Annotated in this window: 16 protein-coding genes; 3 read left to right on the top strand and 13 right to left on the bottom strand. The window is 73.7% G+C overall.

The window, feature by feature from the left end; genetic code table 11:
- Window positions 1-12: 12 nt before the first annotated feature.
- The 10 genes from rfaE2 to ACF08N_RS05860 all read right to left on the bottom strand — a co-directional run bounded on the left by rfaE2 (window position 13) and on the right by ACF08N_RS05860 (window position 11,655).
- A complete protein-coding gene (rfaE2, locus tag ACF08N_RS05905) occupies window positions 13-1,416 on the bottom strand; it encodes a D-glycero-beta-D-manno-heptose 1-phosphate adenylyltransferase (protein WP_392323352.1) in 1,404 nt (467 codons plus the stop codon).
- On the bottom strand, window positions 1,413-2,045 hold the full coding sequence (locus ACF08N_RS05900; RefSeq protein WP_392323351.1) for an SIS domain-containing protein: 633 nt from the start codon (window positions 2,043-2,045) through the stop codon (window positions 1,413-1,415). Before ACF08N_RS05900 ends, rfaE2 begins: the two co-directional genes overlap by 4 nt.
- Before the next feature lie 90 nt (window positions 2,046-2,135).
- Window positions 2,136-3,380 (bottom strand): glycosyltransferase, encoded by a 1,245-nt coding sequence (locus ACF08N_RS05895; protein ID WP_392323350.1) that lies wholly within the window; start codon window positions 3,378-3,380, stop codon window positions 2,136-2,138.
- Window positions 3,377-4,342: a glycosyltransferase gene (locus ACF08N_RS05890; protein WP_392323349.1), complete on the bottom strand. Its 966-nt coding sequence runs from the start codon at window positions 4,340-4,342 to the stop codon at window positions 3,377-3,379. Before ACF08N_RS05890 ends, ACF08N_RS05895 begins: the two co-directional genes overlap by 4 nt.
- Entirely contained in the window at window positions 4,339-5,433 is a 1,095-nt protein-coding gene (locus tag ACF08N_RS05885) for a glycosyltransferase family 9 protein (protein ID WP_392323348.1), read from the bottom strand. Before ACF08N_RS05885 ends, ACF08N_RS05890 begins: the two co-directional genes overlap by 4 nt.
- Window positions 5,430-6,083 (bottom strand): D-glycero-alpha-D-manno-heptose-1,7-bisphosphate 7-phosphatase, encoded by a 654-nt coding sequence (locus ACF08N_RS05880; protein WP_392323347.1) that lies wholly within the window; start codon window positions 6,081-6,083, stop codon window positions 5,430-5,432. The genes ACF08N_RS05885 and ACF08N_RS05880 overlap by 4 nt, the downstream gene beginning before the upstream one ends.
- Window positions 6,080-7,153, bottom strand: coding sequence for a glycosyltransferase family 2 protein (locus ACF08N_RS05875; protein WP_392323346.1), 1,074 nt, complete (start codon window positions 7,151-7,153; stop codon window positions 6,080-6,082). The genes ACF08N_RS05880 and ACF08N_RS05875 overlap by 4 nt, the downstream gene beginning before the upstream one ends.
- Window positions 7,150-8,814 carry a carbamoyltransferase gene (locus tag ACF08N_RS05870; RefSeq protein WP_392323345.1) on the bottom strand — a complete coding sequence of 555 codons (1,665 nt, stop codon included), beginning with the start codon at window positions 8,812-8,814 and terminating at the stop codon, window positions 7,150-7,152. The genes ACF08N_RS05875 and ACF08N_RS05870 overlap by 4 nt, the downstream gene beginning before the upstream one ends.
- A 74-nt stretch (window positions 8,815-8,888) precedes the next feature.
- Window positions 8,889-9,851: an NAD-dependent epimerase/dehydratase family protein gene (locus tag ACF08N_RS05865; RefSeq protein WP_392323344.1), complete on the bottom strand. Its 963-nt coding sequence runs from the start codon at window positions 9,849-9,851 to the stop codon at window positions 8,889-8,891.
- 325 nt (window positions 9,852-10,176) lie between these two features.
- The gene (locus ACF08N_RS05860; protein ID WP_392323343.1) at window positions 10,177-11,655 is read right to left on the bottom strand and encodes an NAD-binding protein; all 1,479 of its coding nucleotides are present in this window, start codon (window positions 11,653-11,655) and stop codon (window positions 10,177-10,179) included.
- 512 nt (window positions 11,656-12,167) lie between these two features.
- Here ACF08N_RS05860 and ACF08N_RS05855 point away from each other — a divergent pair.
- On the top strand, window positions 12,168-13,601 hold the full coding sequence (locus ACF08N_RS05855; RefSeq protein ID WP_392323342.1) for an amino acid permease: 1,434 nt from the start codon (window positions 12,168-12,170) through the stop codon (window positions 13,599-13,601).
- A 61-nt stretch (window positions 13,602-13,662) separates the two neighbouring features.
- Here ACF08N_RS05855 and ACF08N_RS05850 read toward each other — a convergent pair whose 3' ends face one another.
- The 3 genes from ACF08N_RS05850 to ACF08N_RS05840 form a co-directional block, all read right to left on the bottom strand.
- Entirely contained in the window at window positions 13,663-15,783 is a 2,121-nt protein-coding gene (locus ACF08N_RS05850) for a hypothetical protein (RefSeq protein ID WP_392323341.1), read from the bottom strand.
- Between the two features lie 216 nt (window positions 15,784-15,999).
- Window positions 16,000-16,425 (bottom strand): hypothetical protein, encoded by a 426-nt coding sequence (locus ACF08N_RS05845; RefSeq protein ID WP_392323340.1) that lies wholly within the window; start codon window positions 16,423-16,425, stop codon window positions 16,000-16,002.
- Entirely contained in the window at window positions 16,397-17,332 is a 936-nt protein-coding gene (locus ACF08N_RS05840) for a DMT family transporter (protein ID WP_392323339.1), read from the bottom strand. Before ACF08N_RS05840 ends, ACF08N_RS05845 begins: the two co-directional genes overlap by 29 nt.
- An 82-nt stretch (window positions 17,333-17,414) precedes the next feature.
- Here ACF08N_RS05840 and ACF08N_RS05835 point away from each other — a divergent pair, with 82 nt between their 5' ends.
- Entirely contained in the window at window positions 17,415-18,338 is a 924-nt protein-coding gene (locus ACF08N_RS05835; protein ID WP_392323338.1) for a LysR family transcriptional regulator, read from the top strand.
- 86 nt (window positions 18,339-18,424) lie between these two features.
- Complete coding sequence (locus ACF08N_RS05830; RefSeq protein ID WP_392323337.1) at window positions 18,425-19,435, top strand: NAD-dependent epimerase/dehydratase family protein; 1,011 nt, start codon at window positions 18,425-18,427, stop codon at window positions 19,433-19,435.
- Window positions 19,436-19,627 lie beyond the last annotated feature (192 nt).

The raw sequence follows: 19,627 nt of genomic DNA, 5'->3' as shown, positions 1-19,627 counted from the left end.
GGCGCCGGGGCCTCAGGCCGGTGGCCGGCCGGGGCGTACGGCGGCCTGAGCCGCGCGGCGGGCCAGCAGGGTCGTCGAACGGCCGTCCAGGTAGGGCAGGACGACCGCCTGGCCGCCCCACGTCCGCAGGACCTCCGCCTCGGGCAGGTCCTCGACCGCGTAGTCCCCGCCCTTCACCCACACGTCCGGGCGCAGTCTGCTCAGCAGCGCCTCCGGGGTGTCCTCCTCGAAGACCGCGACCGCGTCCACGCTGCCGAGGGCGGCCAGGACGCGTACGCGGTCCGCCAAGTGGTTCAGCGGCCGGCCCGGGCCCTTGCGGCGGGCGAGGGACGCGTCGGAGTTGACGCACACGATGAGGCAGTCGCCGATCCGACGGGCGCTCTCCAGCAGTCCGACGTGGCCCGCGTGCAGCAGGTCGAAGCAGCCTCCGGTGGCGACCACCGTGCCCCCGCGGGCACGGACCTCGCGGGCCAGGGCGAACGGGTCCGTCTCGCGGGTCCGCGCCGGGCGGGAGGGGGCCTCGTCGCGCCACAGGGCCGGGTTTCCGGCGCCGCCCGCCGCCACGAACGCCGCCGCTTCGGCCACGGCCCGCTGCACGGCCTCCTCCGGGAGCGCGCCGTCGGCGAGGGCCGCGGCGGTCGTGGCGGCGAAGCAGTCGCCGGCGCCGCAGGGGTCGCCCTCGGCCCGGTAGGGAGGCGGTACGAGCATCGGGGTCCCGCCGCCGGGCAGCGTCAGCATCACGCCCCGTTCGCCCAGGGTCACGGCGACGGTCGCCGCCCGCCAGCGGTCGGCCAGCTCGGATCCCCGGCGGGCGTGCGCACGCAGCGAGTCACCGGTGCCGTCGTCGCACAGGGCGCGTGCCTCCGCCGCGTTGGGGGTGACGATCCGTGCACCGGGGACCGGCGCGTCGCCCCAGGGGTGGGGGTCCCACACCAGGGGCACGCGGCGGGCCGCTGCCGCGAGCTCGTCCCGTACGGCACGTGCCGTGTGCCGCCCGTAGTCGGCGACGAGGACCGCGTGGGCCCGCTCCAGCGCGTCCCGCACGGCGGCGTCGGGGGCACCGGGCGCGCCGCCGCCGCGGTCGATCCGCAGCAGGGGACGGCCGCCTGCCAGGACCCGGGTCTTCACGGGGAGGGACCCGTCGAGCGGCAGTTCCACGAGCCGGACGCGGCCGCGCAGCGCGGTCCGTACGACGTCGCTCGCCGGGTCGTCACCGAGCGCGGTCACCAGGGTCACGTCCCGGCCCGCGCGGGCGGCCAGCGCCGCGGCGAGACCCGCTCCGCCGGGCCGGCGCCGGTCGCCGGTGACGTCGACGACGGGGGCGGGCGCGTCCGGGGACAGCCGGGTGGCGACGCCGTCGATGTCCTCGTCCAGCAGGACGTCCCCGACGACCACGAGCGGCCCGGCCCCTGTCATGGGCTCCTCCGGTGGACCGCCACGGGCCGTTTCACGACCGTCCCGGGGACCGGGGAGGCCGCGTCGAAGCATTCGCAGAGCAGGTGCACGGCGACCAGGTGGGCCTCCTGAACGGTCGCCGTGGAGGGGGCGTCGATGCACAGCGCGTCGTCGGCCGCCTCGGCCAGCGGGTTGGGCGCGGGTCCGGTCATCGCCCAGACGCGCAGTCCCGCCGCCCGGCCGGTGACGGCGGCGGAGATGAGGTTGGCGCTGCGCCCCGAGGTCGACAGCAGGACGAGGACGTCCCCGCGGCGGCCGTGCGCGGACACCTGCCGCGAGTACACCTGGTCGAACCCGTAGTCGTTGCCGATGGCGGTCACGCTGGAGGTCTCCGCGTGCAGGGAGATGGCCGAGAAGGGCGGGCGTTCGTGCCGGTAGCGTCCCACCAGCTCGGCGGTCAGGTGCTGGGCCTGGGCGGCGCTGCCGCCGTTGCCCGCGGCGAGCAGGCGGCCGCCGGCGGGGAGGACCGAGGCGAGGTGGGCGGCCCAGTCGGCGATCCGGCCGATGCCGTGCCGGCGGAACCGGGCGAGCGTGTCCTGGAGCGACTGGCAGTGCTCGTGGGCGTCCTGGAGTGCAGGGTGTTCGCTCATCGTGGTCGGGGCGGCGCGTCGGACGGACGACGGCCGGACCCGCACCTCCTTCGGGCGTCGGTGCTGCGCGAGGTTCGCACGGAGTTCGTCTCAGGTCGCTCCTGTCACGGCGTACCGCGCGGTGAGCACCGCGCTGTACACCGTCTCGGTGGCCGCCGCGATCCTGGGCCAGCCGTAGCGGCTGAGGACGCGGCGGCGTCCTGCCGTCCCGCAGGCATCCCGCAGCGCGGGGTCCGCGAGGAGTTCGGCGGCGGCGCGGGCGAGGGCCTCCGGGGACCCGGGCGGCACGAGCCGGCCGGTGGCCGGGTCGGCGACGGTGTCCAGGTGGCCGCCCACCGCGCTGGCGACGACCGGTTTGCCGCAGGCCATCGCCTCCAGCGGCACGATGCCGAACGGTTCGTAGTCCGCGGGGCAGAGCACCACGTCGGCACTGCGCAGCAGCGGTGCGACGTCCTCGGAGGGGACACCGCCGGTGAACGTGACCCGGTCGGCGACTCCCGCGGAGTGCGCGATGTGGCGAAGCCTGCGGACCTCGGGGTCGTCGTCGAGCCGGTCGGCCGAGGGGCCGCCGACCACGACGAGTTCGGCCTCGGGCAGCCAGGTCAGGGCGGTGACGGAAACGGCCGCCCCCTTGCGCGGGACGAGCCGGCCCAGATGCAGCAGCCGGTAGCGGTACGGGCCGCGGTCGGCGACCGGCCCGGCGGGCGTGAACTGCTCGGTGTCGACGCCGCACGGCACGACGCTGATCCGGTGGGCCGGGATGCCCATCCTGCCGAGTTCGACGACCTCGTCGCGGCAGGTGGCGATCACGCGGTCGCACGCCAGGCCCACTTCCTTCTCGCAGGCGATGCGCGCCGGCGGGCTCGTGTCGGCCTGCCTCTGGTGGCGTCGCTTCACCGTGCCGAGCGCGTGGTACGTCTGCAGGAGCGGGAGCCGCAGCTCACCGACCGCCTCCAGCGAGGCGAGGCCGGACATCCAGAAGTGCGAGTGCACCAGGTCGGGCGGGCGGGCCTGCCATTCGCGGACCAGGTGGCGGCTGAACGCCAGCATGTGGGGCAGGAGTTCGTCCTTGGGGATCTTCTCCTGCGGGCCCGCGTGCACGTGGTGGACCTCGACGCCGTCGCGCACGCGGATGCGTTGCGGGAGGTCGGGGGCGTCTCGGCGGGTGTAGACGGTGACGCCGTGGCCCCGGTCGGCGAGTGCGCCCGCGAGGCGCGCGACATGCACGTTCTGTCCGCCCGCGTCGACGCCGCCCAGCGTCGCGAGCGGGCTCGCGTGTTCGGAGACGAGCGCGATCGACAGAGTGCCGGCGGAGAGAGGTCCGAGGGATGTCATGAGCGCACCTCCGTGATCAGACGCTCCCAGTCGGTCAGGAAGCGTTTGAGCCCGTACCGTTCGAGGGCTGCCTGGCGGGCGCGCGCGCCGTCCTCGGCCGCGGCCTCCGGCTCGGCCAGGTAGCGGCGGGCGACCCGGGCGAGGACCTCGGGCCGGGTGGACAGTGTGCCCGCGCCGGGCGGGACCGCCTCCACCGCTTCGGTGGTGGCCAGTGCCACGACGGGCATGCCCAGGTGCATGGCCTCCAGCAGGGACAGTCCCAGGGAGGTCCAGCGCACCGGGTGCAGATACAGCCGGCGCTCCGCGAGGGCGGCGTGCAGTTCCTGTTGCGGCAGGTCGGCCGTGCGGCACCGGTCCTCGGGGAGGCCGAGATGGGCGGCGAGGCCCTCGGTGCCCATGCCGAAGACGTCGAGCGGCGCCGCCTCGGACAGGGCGGGCAGCAGGTCCGTACCGGTGTGACGGCCGCGCCGGACCGGTTCGTTGACGACGACGGCGGCGCGGGCCAGGCGGCCGGTGTACTGGTGCCCCGGGTCGACGATGCCGTGTTCGATGACGTGGGTGCGGGTGGAGCCGTTGTCCCAGAACAGCCGGTTGAAATGGGTGACATGGACGAGGGTGAGGTCGTCGCGGTCGGCGCAGGGGTGCCGGGTGTCGGGGACGTTGCCGTCCGGTGCGTTGTGCTCCAGGTAGACGGCGGGCACGTCGCGGCCCGGCCGGCGCCCGCCGAGCCAGAGTTCGGCGAGGTCCGCCTCGTGCGGACGCTGGAGGAGGACGAGGTCGACCTGCGTCCGGCTCAGCTCCTGCGGCGTCACCTCCCGGACCGAGTCCGGCCAGGTGAAGGTGCGGGCGCGGCCGAGGCCGTCGGGGTCGCGCCATGGTGTGACGGGAACGAGGTACGTGTGGGGGCCCTGGACGAACGCGGTCGTCCAGGAACCGTGAACGTGCCACAGCAGGATGTTCATACGCTCGCTCCTCGTTCTGTTCCCGATGCCCGGCCGGGCACGGGCGCGCTGCCCGTCCCGGCCGGAGCCGCCCCGTTGTCCGAGCCGCAGCCGAGCGCGGCGACGGCGGCGAGCACCGCGCTGTCGGTCACCGCGTCGAGGCAGGGGTGCCCCGGGACCGGGCAGCGGCGGGCTCTGCTCCCCGCGCACGGTGCGTGCTGGTCGCCGAGCAGCACGTGCGGCACGCCGTACGGGCGCCAGCGCTCGGCCGGCACCACCGGCGCGAACAGGCAGGCGACGGGCGTCCCCACGGCGGCGGCGAGGTGGGCGGGTCCGGTGTTGCCGACCACGGCGACGCGTGCCCGCGCGAGTACGCCCGCAAGGTGCGGGAGGTCGGTGGCGCCGCCGAGGTCGAGGGCGTGCTCGCCGGCGACGCGGGCGGTGAGGTCCTTCTCCCCCGCGCCGCCGGTGACGACGACGCGGTGGCCTTCGGCGGCGAGCGCGGCCACGGCCCGGGCCGCCCGTCCGGCGCTCCATGCCCGGGCCGGTACGGCCGCGCCGGGGTGGAGCACGACGTACGGCTCCGGTCCTGTCAGGTGGGTGGTGTCGGGCGGGTCGCCGATGCGCAGGGTCCCGGGGTCCGAGGGGGGCAGGGGGAAGCCCGCGTCGCGTGCCAGGTCGAGCGCGGCCTCGGCCTCGTGGCGGCGGGGCAGCCGGTGGTGGCGCAGGTCCAGCAGGGAGCCGGGGTAGTCCTCGCTGTCGGCCGCGGTCCAGCCGACACCGCCGAGCTTCAGCAGCAGGGCGACGGGCAGCGGGCTCTGGTGGTAGGAGACGAGAACGAGGGCGCGGTCGTAGCGGCCGTCGGACAGGGCCGCCAGCAGGGCGCGGGTCTCCTCGCGCGAGACGGGCGCCGGTTCGAGACCGACCCAGGGCGCGTCGTACACGAGGACCTCGTCGACGCCCGGCAGCAGCCGCGCGGCCTGCTCGCCGAGCGGCCCGCACAGCAGGGCGGTGTGCGAGGAGCCCGCTGCCACGGCCCGCACGGCGGGTCCGGCGAGGAGGACGTCGCCGGCGCTGTCCAGGCGGACGACGAGGGTACGGGGAGCCGTCATCGGCGGCCTCCCGGTGAACGGCCGAGCACCAGGCGCACGGCGTCGATCAGGTCGGCGGCCGTCTCGTCGGCGGCGGTGATCTCCGCGGGCCGGGTCGCCCGTGTCGGCACCAGCACGCCGCGCGCGCCTGCCGCGCGGGCTGCCGCGATGTCCGAGCCGATGTCGCCGATGACGACGGTGTGTTCGGGTGATGCGCCGAGCCGGTCGCAGGCGGCGAGCACGAGGCCCGGTGCCGGTTTGCGGCAGCCGCAGCCGTCGCGCGGTCCGTGGGGGCAGACGGCCCAGACCGCGAAGGGGCCGAAGATCGCGTCCACGCGCTGCCGCACCGACTCCACCTGACGATGCGTCAGCACACCTCGGGCGACGCCCGACTGGTTGCTGACGACGCCCACCGGTATGCCGAGCGAGCGCAGGGCGGCGACGGCTTCCGGCGCGCCCGGCATCGGTGTGACCCGCGCGGGATCGCCGTTGTAGGGGACGTCGGCGACGAGCGTGCCGTCCCGGTCGAACAGCACCGCCTGCGGGAGAGCGCCGTGTGCACTCGTCCCCTGCCGTGACGCACGGGTGTCCGGGCGCGCGCCCCTGGGGCCGTAGAAGAGCCAGGGGCCGGTCGCGGGCCGCCGATGGCCCACCGTGGCGGAGGAGGTCATGGCAGCACCCGCTGCCGGGCCGCCTCGCGCGGGGCGCGCGGCGGCCTCGTCGTGGCCACCGGGTCGAACGGCGGTGTGCCGCGGTGCCTCACCTGGCCGCGCAGCCAGTGCCAGGTGGCGGCGGGGGGAATGAGGATGCTGGTCAGCGCCATGGTGACGACCTCGTGCCGGGTCCGCGGGCCCGGCGCGATGCGCGCCGCGGCAAGTTCGGCGGTGCCGGCGAGCCATGCGGCGCCGCAGGCCGCGGCCGCCGCGGGCCGCCGCAGAGCCGCGCACGACAGGGCGGTCACGGCGGCGGCCGTGACGGCGAGGTGGCGGGACAGGCGGCCCCGCGGCGCGTCCGCACGGCTCCACCAGTCCGGTCCGTGCAACCGGTTCATCAGCACGTCGTCCGCGTTGCCCGCCTGAAGGCGTACGGAGGTCCAGCGGTCGGCCGGGCGGACGGGGTGCGCGGTGCCGCGGGTGCCGGTGTGCAGCGTCCAGCCCGCGGCGAGCACCCGCAGGGCCAGATCCGCGTCCTCGCGGAAGGCGCGGCGGAACCGTTCGTCGAACCCGCCGACGGCGTCCAGGGCCTCGCGGCGGTACGCCATGTCTGCGGTGATCCACCGGGCGGTGGCGAGGCCCGCCGTGTTGCGCTCCCAGTCGGTGGGGCGCCGGTCCGCGGGGAGCGGCACCGTGATGCGGGCCGCGACTCCCGCGGTCCGGTACGTCGTGGCCGCGAGGTCGCTCGTGAGGTCCTCGCCCCAGGTGGGTCCGGGCACCACGTCGTCGTCGAGGAAGACGATCCAGGGCACGGGTCCGGCCGCCTGGCGCCCCGTGTTGCGGGCCGCGGCGGGGCCGCGTGCCCGGCCGGGCACGATGGTGGTCACCGGCTGGAGGGCCACCGGGATCTCGACGGGGAGCGGGGTGGCGCCGGCCTCGGGCCGGTCGTCGACGAGGACCACCCGTGCCGGTTTCGGTCCCGTGGCGTCCGCCAGGGCGCGCAGGCAGACGCTCAGGCTGGGACGTCCGAGGGTCGGGACGACCACGGCGTATGCGGTCTCGGCGGACCACGGCCCGAAGACGGTCATCGCATGGCCTCCTCGTCACTGGACTGGAAGAGACCGGCGCGCCGGATCGCGTACGGGCCGATGGCCAGCAGGTCGACCGATGCGGAGCCGAAGCACTCCAGGGCGTCGCGCGGGTCGTCCACCATGGGCCTGCCGGCCGTGTTCAGGCTGGTGTTGACCACCACCGGCAGGCCGGTGAGCCGCTCGAACTCGGTGAGCATGCGGGCGACCAGTGGTTCGCTCGCGGGGTCGACGGTCTGGATGCGGGCGGTGCCGTCGACGTGCACGACGGCCGGGATCCGGTCCTTCCAGGCGTCCGCCACGTCGTGGACGAACAGCATGTAGGGGCTGGGCAGCGGGCCGTCGAAGATGTCGGCGGCGCGGTCGGCGAGCACCATGGGCGCGACCGGCCGGAACTGCTCCCTGCCCTTGACGTCGTTGAGCCGCTCCAGGTTCCCCGCGTGACCGGGGTGGGCCAGCAGCGAGCGGTGGCCCAGAGCACGGGGGCCGTACTCCGAACGCCCCTGGAACCAGGCGACGACCGCGTTGTCGGCGAGCGCCCGGGCGACGGTCGCGGCGATGTCCGCGGGCCGCTCGAACGGCACGGCCGCCGTCTTGAGCCAGGCCCCGAGCTCCGCGTCCGACCAGTCCCTGCCGAGGTCCGCGCCGGTCATGGGCTGCGGATCGTCGCCCTCGCCGGCCGCGAGGAGCAGGGCGCCGCCGAGCGCGGTGCCCGCGTCGCCGGCGGCGGGCTGGACCCATACGCGGGAGAAGGGGCCCTCGCGGGCGATGCGGGAGTTGGCCACGCAGTTGAGGGCGACGCCGCCGGCGAGGGTGAGCACGCTGTCGTGCGTGCGTCCGTGCAGCCAGCGCACGAGGTCCAGCAGGGTCTCCTCCAGAACGGCCTGCGCGCCTGCCGCGACGTCGGCGTGGTCCTGGGTCCAGGGCTCGTCCGGGCCTCGTGGCGCGCACAGTTCGGACCAGGGCACGGCCGTGGCGCGGAAGCCGCCGTCGCCGGTCGGGTACACGTACCGGCGCAGTTCGGGCAGCATGCGGGGGGTGCCGTGGGAGGCGAGTGCCATCACCTTGAACTCGTCGGAGGAGCGCAGGAATCCGAGGTGCTCGGTGAGCTCCTCGTAGACCAGGCCGAGGGAGTGCGGCAGGTCCTGCGCGTGGAGGCCCTCCAGGCGGTCGCCCACCCGGTGGGCGGCGAGGTGCGAGGCCCGCTCGCCGCGGCCGTCGAGGACCAGCACCGAGGACGCCTCGGCATCGGGCGCGGCGAACGCGCTCGACGCGGCGTGTGCCATGTGGTGCGGGACGAAACGCACGGCCTGCGGGTCCAGTCCGGGCAGCGCGGCCGCGAGGAATCCGGGGGCCTGGCGGGCGTACGTGAGCCTGAGATGGTCCCAGGGGTCGTGCAGTCCCATGGCGTCCGCGGGCCGGGCGAGGGCCGGGTCGAACGAGTAGGCCACGGCGTCGAGGTCCTGGGGGCGCAGTCCGGCCCTCTTGAGGCACCAGGCGGCGGCCTTCTCCGGGAGTTCCCAGGCGGAGAACGGCACCGGCCGCTTGCCGTGCTTGCGCCGGGAGAACCGTTCCTCCTCGGCGGCGGCCACGCATCGGCCGTCGATGACAAGGGCGGCGGCGGGGTCGTGGAAGAGAGCGTTGATGCCAAGAATGCGCATGGGGTGCCAGGCCTTTCGGCGGACGGGTCGGAGCCGGCCGCACGGCGGTGCGGCGGCCGAGGGACTCGGCCGGATCAGCTGTCCGTGTGGGCGCGGAACCAGGCGATCGTGCGCCGCAGGCCCTCTTCGGCGGCGACGCGCGGCTCCCACTGGAGCTTGTCGCGGGCGAGGGTGATGTCCGGGCAGCGCACGGCGGGATCGTCCGTCGGCCGTTCGATGAAGCGGATCTCCGAGGTCGAACCCGCCAACTCGATGACCAGACCGGCCAGTTCGAGCATGGTGATCTCGGTGGGGTTGCCGATGTTGACGGGGCCGCGCATCCCGTGGGCGGCTGCCGCCAGGATGCCGCGCACGGTGTCGTCGACGTAGCACAGCGAGCGGGTCTGGAGTCCGTCACCGGTCACGGTCAGCGGCTGCCCGGTGAGCGCCTGCCGGACGAAGGTCGGGACGGCGCGGCCGTCATAGCCCCGCATACGGGGGCCGTAGGTGTTGAACAGCCGCACGATCGCGGTGTCGACGCCGTGGGCGTCGTTCTCGGCGGTGGTCAGTGCCTCGCCGAAGCGTTTGGCCTCGTCGTACACGCTGCGCGGGCCGACGGGGTTGACGTTTCCCCAGTACCCCTCGTTCTGCGGGTGCTGCTGGGGGTCGCCGTAGACCTCGGAGGTGGAGGCGAGCACGAACCTGGCCCCCGCACCGCGGGCGAGAGCGAGAGCGTTGCGTGTACCGAGGCTGCCGGCCTCCATCGTGTGCAGGGGCAGGCGGAGGTAGTCGGCGGGGGACGCGGGGGACGCGAAGTGCAGCACGAGGTCGGGAGGCCGGTCGACGGTGAGCGGTTCCGCGACGTTGGCCCGCACCAGCCTGAATCCGGGGTGGTCGCGGAGCGCGGATATGTTCTCGGGCCGACCGGTGCTGAAGTCGTCCACGCAGGTCACGGCCGTGCCCGCGTCGAGCAGCGCCGTGCAGAGGTGAGAACCGACGAACCCCGCGCCGCCGGTGACGACGGCGTGCTCCCACGTGTGCGAGAAAGCGTTGGTCATGTCCGTCTCCTCTGGCATGGGCGGCGATTGCCGGGGCCGTGCGTCGGCGCCCGTGGCTCGGCCCTCGGCCGGCGCCTGGCCCGGCCGCGAGACCTGCGATCACCCTGCCGGACGCCCCCGCCGACGGCACGGCGGCGAGGCATTCGGATGAATTACCGTCCGTGAAGGCATGGGGACGAGGAGTGCGTACTCGCTGGTCCTTCCCTTGTCGTGGCCGGTCACGGCGTGCCGATCGAGCGCTACGCCCGCCCCCAGGTGTCCGGGAAGAGTCGTTTCGGTCCACCGACCGGAGAAGGGCCGGCCCGGCAGCCGGGCCGGCCGGCGCTCAGCGTGCGGCGCCGGCACGCTCCGCCGCGGTCCCCTCCCCGTCGACGGCGGCGCACCGGGGCCCGTGGTCGTGGGTGTGGTCGCAGCGGTCGGCGTGGGGCCAGGGCGTGAAGCTGCCGTCGCCCCGTTCCACCAGGAGCCGCTTGTCGTGTGCGAGCACGCCTCGGGGGCTCAGTCCGGTCAGGCTCGCGGTCGTGTACGCGGCGCTCAGGCTGCCCAGGTCGTGGACGGTGCCGATCTTGAACAGCGAGCGGGTCTCCGCGATCGCCTCGTGGTCGCCCGCGCGCATGACCACACGCAGGTCGGGGGCGACCGCCAACGCCGCCACTGCGACCGCGATGTTGTCCAGGTCGTCCGACGCCACGGCCGCCATCGCCTGCGCCCGGTGCAGACCGAGCCGGCGCAGGACGAACCGGTCCTTCGCGTCGGCGACGACGACGGGCAGGCCCATCGCCCTGGCCAGCCGGAGATTGGGGGCCGCCGGGTTCCGTTCGACGGCGATCACTCCGATGCCCAGGGCCTGCAGCCGGGTGCACAGCCGCAGCCCCACCTGTCCGAGCCCCACGACCACCACGTGGCCCGCCCGCGGCAGGGCCCGCGGCCCCACGATGCCGACGGAGCGCGGGGCGAGCAGACGGTCGATCATGCCCGCGGTGAAGACGGCGGTGAAGGCCATGGTGACGAGCATCGCGACGATCGAGAAGACGGGGTACGCGACGTCCGTGCCGTGCACCTCCGCGGGCCCGACGGTGGACACCGTGCGCGTCGCCTCGAAGAGCGCCTCGACGGGTGGGCGGTGGTGCAGCGCCACCAGCCAGACCCAGTCCGACAGCAGGACGGCGAGCAGGCCGGCGAGGCCGGTCAGCATGATGCGTGAGCTGCCGTCGTGCGGCCGCAGTTGGCCCCGGATCTTGCCCAGCCGGGCCCGGTATCTCAGGGAGCGCGGCGGCCGGTACGGCTCGAGACGTACGCCCTCCCCCGTCCAGCGGGCGCCGGCGTGGCCGGACGGTGTGCGGGTGAGGGCGAGGAGGTCGGGCTGGAGGCACGCGGCCAGCAGAACCGGCGCCGCGACTTCGGCCGGTGAGGTGACCTCGCAATTGGGCACGACGCGCACGAGGTGCTCGGCGACGGTCCGGTCGAAGAGGGTGACGACCAACTTGACATGGGGACGGATGTGTTCGACGGCGAGCGCGTAGCGCAGGGACTCCACGTCGTCGTCGAGCAGGATCGCGACGCCTGCCACTTCCTCGCTCAGGACCCGCCGGAGGTCGTCGTCCGTGGGCTGGGTGAGGTGGTGCACGACGTGCCCGGCCGCTTGCAGGGAGCCGCACACCTTGCGCGCCACGTCGCTGCCGATCACGACGAAACGCCGGCCCGGTGCACCGCTCTCGGGAAGCGGGGACCCGGCTGTGTGGTGTGTGCGGCCCTCGGCGGAGTCGCCGGTGCGGGAGGGTTCGGAGGCGGTAGCAGCAGTCATCGATCCGGTTGAGGTCGCAGGGGACGGCCGCACGGCCCGGCGGGCCGCGATGCGGCAGTACGCCAAGGGGCAGCCCCGGAATTCAGGGCGGGGAGCGACCTCCGATAGAGGCGCCGCAAGGCGGAGGACGAGCGCGGGGGGTCGCCCCTGGCGCGTCGTTCGATGTGTCTCCCGAAGGTAGGAGCGGCCCGCGGGCGGCACCACAGACAAATGTCACACGCTCATGTCCCCTGGTCAGACAGATGCTCAAAGGCCGGGGCGGTTTCGTGGCGCCGGCGGGGAAATCTCTCCCGCGCCCTGGCCGTGGAGCCGATCCTGTGCATACGATCCGGACCGCCGAACCGGCAGTACCGGCTGTGAGCGCAGAAGCGCCGTGACAGCCCGCCGCAGAGCCTCGGGAGCCTGCGGACCCTCCGTGTGGTGCTCGCGTGCCGTCCTCTTTTTCTGCGCCGGTCCACGCAATCCACCTGCTTCACGCACCTCACTCAGTCCTGCGAAAGTCGAGGAACTTCATGAGCGCGCAACCGACGACCACCACCGCCACCCGGGAGGGCGGCGATCCCGGGGACGGACGGCAGAACGCCTCCCCCGACGGCCTGAAGGCCGGTCTCAAGAACCGCCACCTGTCCATGATCGCCATCGGCGGTGTGATCGGAGCGGGCCTGTTCGCGGGCTCCGGCAAGGGCATCGCCGCCGCCGGACCCGCCATCCTCGTCTCGTACGCCCTCGTCGGCCTGATGGTGGTCCTCGTCATGCGGATGCTGGGCGAGATGGCCGCGGCCGACCCCAGCTCCGGGTCGTTCTCCGCCTACGCCGACCGCGCGCTCGGGCGCTGGGCGGGCTTCTCGATCGGCTGGCTGTACTGGTTCTTCTGGGTCGTCGTCCTCGCCGTCGAGGCCACCATCGCCGCCGAGATCCTCGAAGGCTGGGTTCCCGCGGTCCCGCAGTGGGGCTGGGCCCTGATCGTGATGGTCGTCCTGACCGCGACCAACCTGGTGTCGGTCGGCAGCTACGGCGAGTTCGAGTTCTGGTTCGCCGGCATCAAGGTCGTCGCGATCGGCGCGTTCGTCGTGGTCGGCGGCCTGGCCGTGTTCGGGCTGCTGCCCGGCTCCGACAACCCGGGTGCGGGCATCGCCCACCTCACCGACGCCGGCGGCTTCTTCCCCCACGGCTACGGCGCGATCCTCACCGGCATCCTGATGGTCGTCTTCTCGTTCATGGGCAGCGAGATCGTCACCTTGGCGGCGGGCGAGTCCGCCGACCCGCGGCGCGCGGTCTCCAAGGCCACCAACAGCGTCATCTGGCGCGTCGCCGTCTTCTACCTCGGCTCGATCTTCGTCGTCGTCACCCTGCTGCCGTGGAACGACCCGTCGATCGTCGAGAACGGCTCGTACGTCGCGGCTCTGAACTCCATCGGCATCCCGCACGCCGGCCAGATCATGAACGTGATCGTCCTGACCGCCGTGCTGTCCTGTCTCAACTCCGGTCTGTACACCGCCTCCCGGATGGCCTTCTCGCTCGGCCGGCGCGGTGACGCGCCCGCGTCGTTCGCCCGGACCAGTCCGCGCGGTGTCCCCACGGCCGCCATCCTGTCGTCCGTCGCCTTCGGCTTCCTCGCCGTGTTCTTCAACTACAAGTGGCCGGACACCGTCTTCGAGTTCCTGCTCAACTCCTCCGGTGCGGTCGCGCTGTTCGTCTGGCTCGTCATCTGCTGCACGCAGCTGCGGATGCGCGGCATCATCCTGCGCGAGGCTCCGGAGAAGCTCGTCGTCCGGATGTGGCTCTTCCCCTACCTGACCTGGGCCACCATCGCCATGATCTCGTTCGTCCTCGTCTACATGCTGTTCGACGACGCGGGACGTGAGCAGGTCCTGCTCTCGCTGCTGGCCGCCGCGTTCGTCGTGACGATCGGTGTGGTCCGGGAGAGGACGCGGTCGCGCCTGTGACCCCGGGCGGGGCCGCGGGCCGTCACATCGGCCCGCGGCCCCGGGCCGCGGGGCGGGGGCCTCAGGACCAGCGGACCTTCGCGGTCGCCGGTGCACTGCGCGAGCCGTCCGGCGCGACCGCCACCAGGTGGAGCGTCGAGGCGCTCTCGTCCCCGGCACGCGACAGCGCCTTCACGTAGTACACCTCGTCGCAGACCCGGCCGAGCGCCTCGCGCCGGCCGTCCGGCAGTTCGCGGTACAGGTCGTAGTACCAGACGCCCTCGTCCTGGAAGAGCCACGACAGGAACACCTCGGCGGTGTCGTCCCGGACGTGGGCCGCGTCCACGGTGAAGGCCGCGGGCGACTGCGGCCGGGCGGGCCGCCCGCCGCCGAGGAGGGCCAGTTCACCGATGTTCACCCCGTAAGGGCCGCGCCGCTCGGCCGAGACCCGGACGCCGATCGCCGCGATCGTGCGGCCCGCGAAGGCGTCGAGGCTCCGGACGGCGGTGTTCCAGGAGCGGCTCGTGGTGCGGCCGGCCGGCAGCCACACGAAACGCTCGGGTGCGTCCGCGAAGAGCAGACCGATCTCCAGCCCGCTCGCCGCTCCCGCCTGCCCGGTCGTGTACGTCACGGACAGCCGCTCGCCGCCCCTCACCTCCAGCGCGGTCTTGAACAGCCGGACGGTGGTGGGGTTGTCCGGCCCGAGGTCGCCCGCGATCCGCAGCGAGCATCCGCCGTCGTACGCCCGCGTGTAGTCGTAGTCGACGGGGAGCGGGGCACCCGGCCCGCCGCTGCGGGTCCAGAACTGCCAGGTGGGCAGGATGTCCTGGACACTCGCGTTGTTCCACTCGCGGTCGCCGGCGCGCCTGCCGTCGAGGAAGAACGCGCGCCCGTGACCGGTGTTGAAGCGGGTGACGAACGGGAACGAGCCGATGACGGAGCGCTCCGTGATGTACCGGGCCACACCGTCCCACTTCTTGTGGTTGTCGGCGTCGCGCGGCTTGCCGTCGTCCTCGTACGGCCAGGGCACGTACTCGGTGCGCCCGGTGCGGGTGGGGTCCTCGTTCGGCCCCGACCAGTAGCGCCGTTCCCGCTGGAAGACGGCGGCCTGGGCGTCGGGATCGTTGCGGCCCGGGTAGCGGTCCCAGGCGAAGTGGGAGCCGAACAGCGCCCAACTGGTCAGCGCCGGCTTGCCCTCCGGGAAGATCAGCCGCGTGTCGTAGGGCGGGTTGTAGCCGTACTTCTCGTTCTCCGTGCCGTGGAACACGACCTCGTACGGATCCAGGCCCAGCTTCTCGGCCGTTGCGCGGGAGGTCTCGACCTGCTCCCGCGTCGGCATCCAGTAGTTGGCGAACAGGCTGTTGGCGACGGGGGTCGTGCCGTCCTGGATCCAGGGGGCGTTCTTGTCGTTGAACTGGTTCTGGTAGTCCAGCTTCCCGTTGACCATGATCGTGTCGTACCACTGGAGGTGGAAGCCCTCGGGCGCCTTGGCCCGGAGGTACTTCAGCATGTCCATCAGCCGCGCCGCGTCGGTGGGCGCGGTCTCGGCCTCCTGGTTGATGAAGTAGCCGTCGAAGCCGAAGTAGTCCGCCATCTCTATCAGTTTGTCCGCCACCGGGAAGCTCCCGTCGACGCGCTGCTCCAGGTAGGCGGAGAACGCCCCGGACCGGGGCCAGAACCAGCAGCCGAGACTCTTCACGCCGTTGCGGTGCGCGGCGTCGGTGTAGGCGGGGTTGGGGAGGTTGATCAGCCCGTGGTCGGGGTTGTCGGTCGGTGAGCCGTCGACGGGCAGGCCGTGCCAGGAGCCGTAGAGGTCGGTGTACTGCCAGAACCGCAGCAGCCGCCGGGCGAAGACATCGTTGTACTTGTAGGCCGTGAAGAAGCTGTTGTCGTAGTCGTAGCTGAGGTTCATCACCAGCGGGCCGGTCGCCAGCGCCGGGTTCGCCTGGGTGGCGGGGAAGGGTGCGATGCGGGTGGCCAGGGGGACGCGCGAGCGGAAGAACCTGGCGTAACGGTCGGCCTGCGGGCTCCAGTTCTTGATCGAGGCGGCGTCGTAGCCGTGCATGTACGGCTGATGCGGGGCGCGTCCCGGGGCAGGGTCCGCGGCGGCGTGCGCCACCGGTGCGGACAGCCCCGCCGGCCCGGCGAGACCGACGGTCACCCCTGCCGCGCCGAGCAGGCCGATGAACGTTCTGCGGTCCATGCGTGGATCACTCCTTCACGTGGGCGGGCGTGAGCACCGCGGGATGTCGATCACGGGGGCGCTGAGCGAGGAAGAAGGTGCACCGATTTCCCGGTCGCGTCAACACTTTCGCCGCGGTTTTCTTGAGGCAAGCGGAAAAAGCGCAGGTGGCAGGCAGGTTGGTGACAGAACTTCCGGACTTGACTAATGCGCTTTAGCTCTTCCAGCTGAAGCGCATTAGCTGCGTGAACCTGTGATCGCTCCGCTGCGCGCCGGCACCAGGCAGGCGGCTCCCCGCGCGTGCTCGACCTCCCGCCACGGAGACACGGTGATCTCGAGGTCGCTCAGCGGCTCGATCACCCCGGCGGCCGCCGCCGCGGTGAAGTACGGCCCGAGGAACGGCCACAGCACATGCCCCTCGCCGACCACCTTCACCGCGGCGACCGCAAGGACGTTGACGACACCGACGACGCAGCGCCCGAGCAGTTCACCGGCCTCGCGGAGCAGCCCGAGAACATCGCGCTCACGGCGCTCCGCGGCCTCCGCGGAGGCCTCGGAGACGCGCAGCGGCAGGCGGAACTCGTCGACGATCCGGAGCAGGCGCCTTCCGCGCTTACGGCCTGCGACCGAACGCTCAGCGACGTGACTCCGCCCGGGTGGCACCGATGCCCGCAGCGACCACCAACGCCGTGCCGGCGATCTGCAGGACAGCCGGTGTCTGGGCGATGAGGACCATGGCGGCCAGCAGACTGACGGCCGGTTCCAGACCGGCCAGCGTGCCGTACGTGGTCTTGCCGATGCGCTGAAGCGCCTTCATCTCCAGCAGGAACGGAAGGAGGGGCATGAGCACGGCGATGCCGGCCGCGGCGGCAGCCGTCTGCCAGGTCAGGGCGCCGAGGGCGCCCGGCGCTCCGAAGGGTGCGGCGGCGACGGCGGCGACGGCGAGCGAGACGGCCAGCGCGTGCGGTGCGGACAGGCGGCTGCCGACGTGCGCGGTGCCGACGACATAGAGCGCCCAGCAGGCGGCCGACCCGAGGCCGAACAGGACACCGGTCAGGCTGGTGGCGCCGGTCCAGGGCGAGGTGAGCAGGACGACACCGGCCGCCGCGAGGCCCAGCCAGGCCAGCTCCCTGGTCCGGCGTGACGAGAAGACGGCCACGGCCAGCGGGCCGAGGAACTCCAGCGCGGTGGCGGTGCCGAGCGGCAGGCGCGCCGCGGCCTCGGAGAACAGCAGCATCATTCCGGCGCTGACGAGACCGAGGAGACCGGTGGCCAGCAGATCGCGCCGCGTGATCGTGCGCAGCGTCCGCCACAGGGACCTGCCGGTGACCAGGACCAGGAACACGGCCGCGAAGGTGAGGCGCAGCCAGGTGGTGCCCGCCGGGCCGAGGCTGTGGAACAGCTCGGTCGCCAGGGCGCTGCCGGTATGGAGCAGGAGCATGGCGACGAGGACGAGGGCAGGTCCGGGCATCATCCGGCGGCCGGGAGCCGGAGCCGTACCGTGCGGGGGCGTGGCGGTGCCGGCGACGGTGGGCGGGCCGGCGGACGTCGTATCGGTGGTGGCGGTCACCGGGCCATTGGACGGGAGCCGTCCGTTTCTGTCCACGGGCCGAAGGTGGACCGATCGGCCACCTTTCGTGGACAATCGGCGTATGGCCACGGACGACACGGAACGCCTGCCGGACCTGGGCCGGCTGAAGCTGCTGGTCGAGCTGCACCGCCTCGGCACGATGGCCGCGGTCGCGGCCGGCACCGGCTACGGGACCTCGGCCGTCTCCAAGCATCTGGCGGTGCTCGAGGAGGAGGTCGGGGTGCGGCTGCTGACGCCGGACGGCCGCCGCGTCCGGCTGACTCCAGCCGGTGAGCGGCTGGTCGAGCACGCCGTGGGCATCCTCGCCGCGGTGGAGGAGGCCCAGTCCGAACTGCGCGGCACGGCGGACCCGGTGGGCCGGGTACGCCTGGCGAGTTTCTTCACGGCGGTCGAGCCGGTGGTCCTGCCCGCGCTGGCCCGCCTGCGGGAGCTGTATCCGCGGGTCGTGGTCGAGGTGCACGAGCACGAGCCGGAGCACACGGCCCGGCTGCTGCGCTCGGGCGGCGCCGACCTCGGCGTGGTGTACGACTACAGCCTGGTGCCGCGGGAGGTGCCGCCCGAGCTGAGCGCCCGGCAGTTCGAGGAACAGCCGCTGTACCTCGCCGTCCCGGCCGGCGGGCCCGACGCGTCGCGACCGGTCGCCGTGGCGGACCTGGCGCGGTTCGCGGACACCGGCTGGATCGCCAACTCGCGCGGCACGGACGACGACGAACTGGTGCAACGGGTGTGCGCGATCGCCGGCTTCATTCCCCGCATCGCCCACCGGGTGGACAGCCTCAGCCTGGTCAACAGTCTCGTGGGAGCCGGTCACGGTGTGGCGCTGCTCGCGAGCTCGGGCATCGAACGGAACCGTACGGACGTGGCCTTCCGTCCGCTGGACCCGGTCGCGGGGCTGCGCCGCAGTTTCCTGCTCGCGCGGGCCGGCCAGTGGTCGTGGCCGCCCATCGCGGCCCTCGCCTCGACGATCACCGACAGCCGCGCCTGACCCGCCCGCGGGCCCGTCGGCGGCCCGCGCTCAGCCGACAGCGGATTCCCGGGACCCGCGGCCGGGGGACGTGCTTGGGTGGCGGAATGGAGATCTTGATTCTTGGCGGTACGGCGTGGCTGGGGCGCGAGGTCTCGCGGCAGGCCGTGACCCGGGGCCACCGCATCACATGTCTCGCCCGCGGGGAGAGCGGCCCGGTGGCCGAGGGCGCGGAGCTGGTCACGGCCGACCGGGGAGAGGCCGGGGCGTACGCACGGCTGCGGGAACATACGTGGGACGCCGTCGTCGAGGTGTCGTGGCAGCCGGGTTTCGTACGCGAGGCGTTGTCGGCGCTGGCGGACCGGGCGCGGCACTGGACGTACGTCTCCTCGGTCAGCGCCTACGCCTCCCATGCCGTACAGGACGCCGGCGAGTCCACGGAGCTGCTGGACGCGGCGGACGGGAGCCGGGCCGACCGCGAGCAGTACGGGCAGGCGAAGGTCGCCTGCGAGCAGGCGTCCCTGGCCGCCGTGGGTGACCGGCTGCTGATCGCACGGGCCGGTCTCATCGGCGGGCCGGGCGACCCCAGCGGCCGCTCCGGCTACTGGGTGGCCCGCGCGGCCCGCGATCCGGAGGGAGCCATGCTGGTGCCCGACGACCCGGCATCGCCGACTCAGGTGGTCGACGTCCGCGACCTGGCCGCGTGGCTGCTGGACGCGGCGGAGGCGGGGACGACGGGAGCATACGACGCGGTGGGACCGGTGGTCCCGCTCGCCGAGTGGCTGGAGCTGTCCCGCGCAGTCGGCGGCCACACGGGGCCGGTGGTCGCCGCCGACCCGGAATGGCTGCGGGCGCGGGAGGTGGCGCAGTTCATGGGGCCGGAGTCGCTGGCGATGTGGCTGGACGAACCGGGCTGGGAGGGATTCTCGGCCCGCAGCGGCGCCGCGGCGCGCGCGGCGGGACTGCGTCACCGCGACCGCAAGGCCCTGCTCACCGACACCCTCGCGTGGGAACGCGAACAGGGCCTGACCCGCACCCGCCGCGCCGGCCTGTCCGCGGCGCGCGAACGCGAACTGCTCAACGCGCTGGAGGGGGCGGGGGCCGCGGAAGGGGACTGAGACGAGGGGGTGGGCGCGCGGCGGGCCGCGGCGCTGAACAGCCGCTTTTGGCTCCTCACGCGGCGCACCCCGGAGGTGGACCGCATCACCACCACCGTCGTCACCGGGTTGCCCCCACCCGGCCGCGCGCTGAACCCGGACAGGAGCCAGCCGTCGCCACGGCGCCCAGCCGCAACATGTTCGGTCCAGGCC

This window comes from Streptomyces sp. NPDC015127 (assembly GCF_043080095.1).
Classification (GTDB): Bacteria; Actinomycetota; Actinomycetes; order Streptomycetales; family Streptomycetaceae; genus Streptomyces.
Note: the sequence above shows the minus strand (reverse complement) of the source record. Positions and strands in the feature narration are given on the sequence as shown.

Excerpts from the sequence above, each read along its gene's own strand:
- rfaE2 (WP_392323352.1), bottom strand. The coding sequence starts at position 1,416 with ATGACAGGGGCCGGGCCGCTCGTGGTCGTCGGGGACGTCCTGCTGGAC.
- ACF08N_RS05900 (WP_392323351.1), bottom strand. The coding sequence starts at position 2,045 with ATGAGCGAACACCCTGCACTCCAGGACGCCCACGAGCACTGCCAGTCG.
- ACF08N_RS05895 (WP_392323350.1), bottom strand. The coding sequence starts at position 3,380 with ATGACATCCCTCGGACCTCTCTCCGCCGGCACTCTGTCGATCGCGCTC.
- ACF08N_RS05890 (WP_392323349.1), bottom strand. The coding sequence starts at position 4,342 with ATGAACATCCTGCTGTGGCACGTTCACGGTTCCTGGACGACCGCGTTC.
- ACF08N_RS05885 (WP_392323348.1), bottom strand. The coding sequence starts at position 5,433 with ATGACGGCTCCCCGTACCCTCGTCGTCCGCCTGGACAGCGCCGGCGAC.
- ACF08N_RS05880 (WP_392323347.1), bottom strand. The coding sequence starts at position 6,083 with ATGACCTCCTCCGCCACGGTGGGCCATCGGCGGCCCGCGACCGGCCCC.
- ACF08N_RS05875 (WP_392323346.1), bottom strand. The coding sequence starts at position 7,153 with ATGACCGTCTTCGGGCCGTGGTCCGCCGAGACCGCATACGCCGTGGTC.
- ACF08N_RS05870 (WP_392323345.1), bottom strand. The coding sequence starts at position 8,814 with ATGCGCATTCTTGGCATCAACGCTCTCTTCCACGACCCCGCCGCCGCC.
- ACF08N_RS05865 (WP_392323344.1), bottom strand. The coding sequence starts at position 9,851 with ATGACCAACGCTTTCTCGCACACGTGGGAGCACGCCGTCGTCACCGGC.
- ACF08N_RS05860 (WP_392323343.1), bottom strand. The coding sequence starts at position 11,655 with ATGACTGCTGCTACCGCCTCCGAACCCTCCCGCACCGGCGACTCCGCC.
- ACF08N_RS05855 (WP_392323342.1), top strand. The coding sequence starts at position 12,168 with ATGAGCGCGCAACCGACGACCACCACCGCCACCCGGGAGGGCGGCGAT.
- ACF08N_RS05850 (WP_392323341.1), bottom strand. The coding sequence starts at position 15,783 with ATGGACCGCAGAACGTTCATCGGCCTGCTCGGCGCGGCAGGGGTGACC.
- ACF08N_RS05835 (WP_392323338.1), top strand. The coding sequence starts at position 17,415 with ATGGCCACGGACGACACGGAACGCCTGCCGGACCTGGGCCGGCTGAAG.
- ACF08N_RS05830 (WP_392323337.1), top strand. The coding sequence starts at position 18,425 with ATGGAGATCTTGATTCTTGGCGGTACGGCGTGGCTGGGGCGCGAGGTC.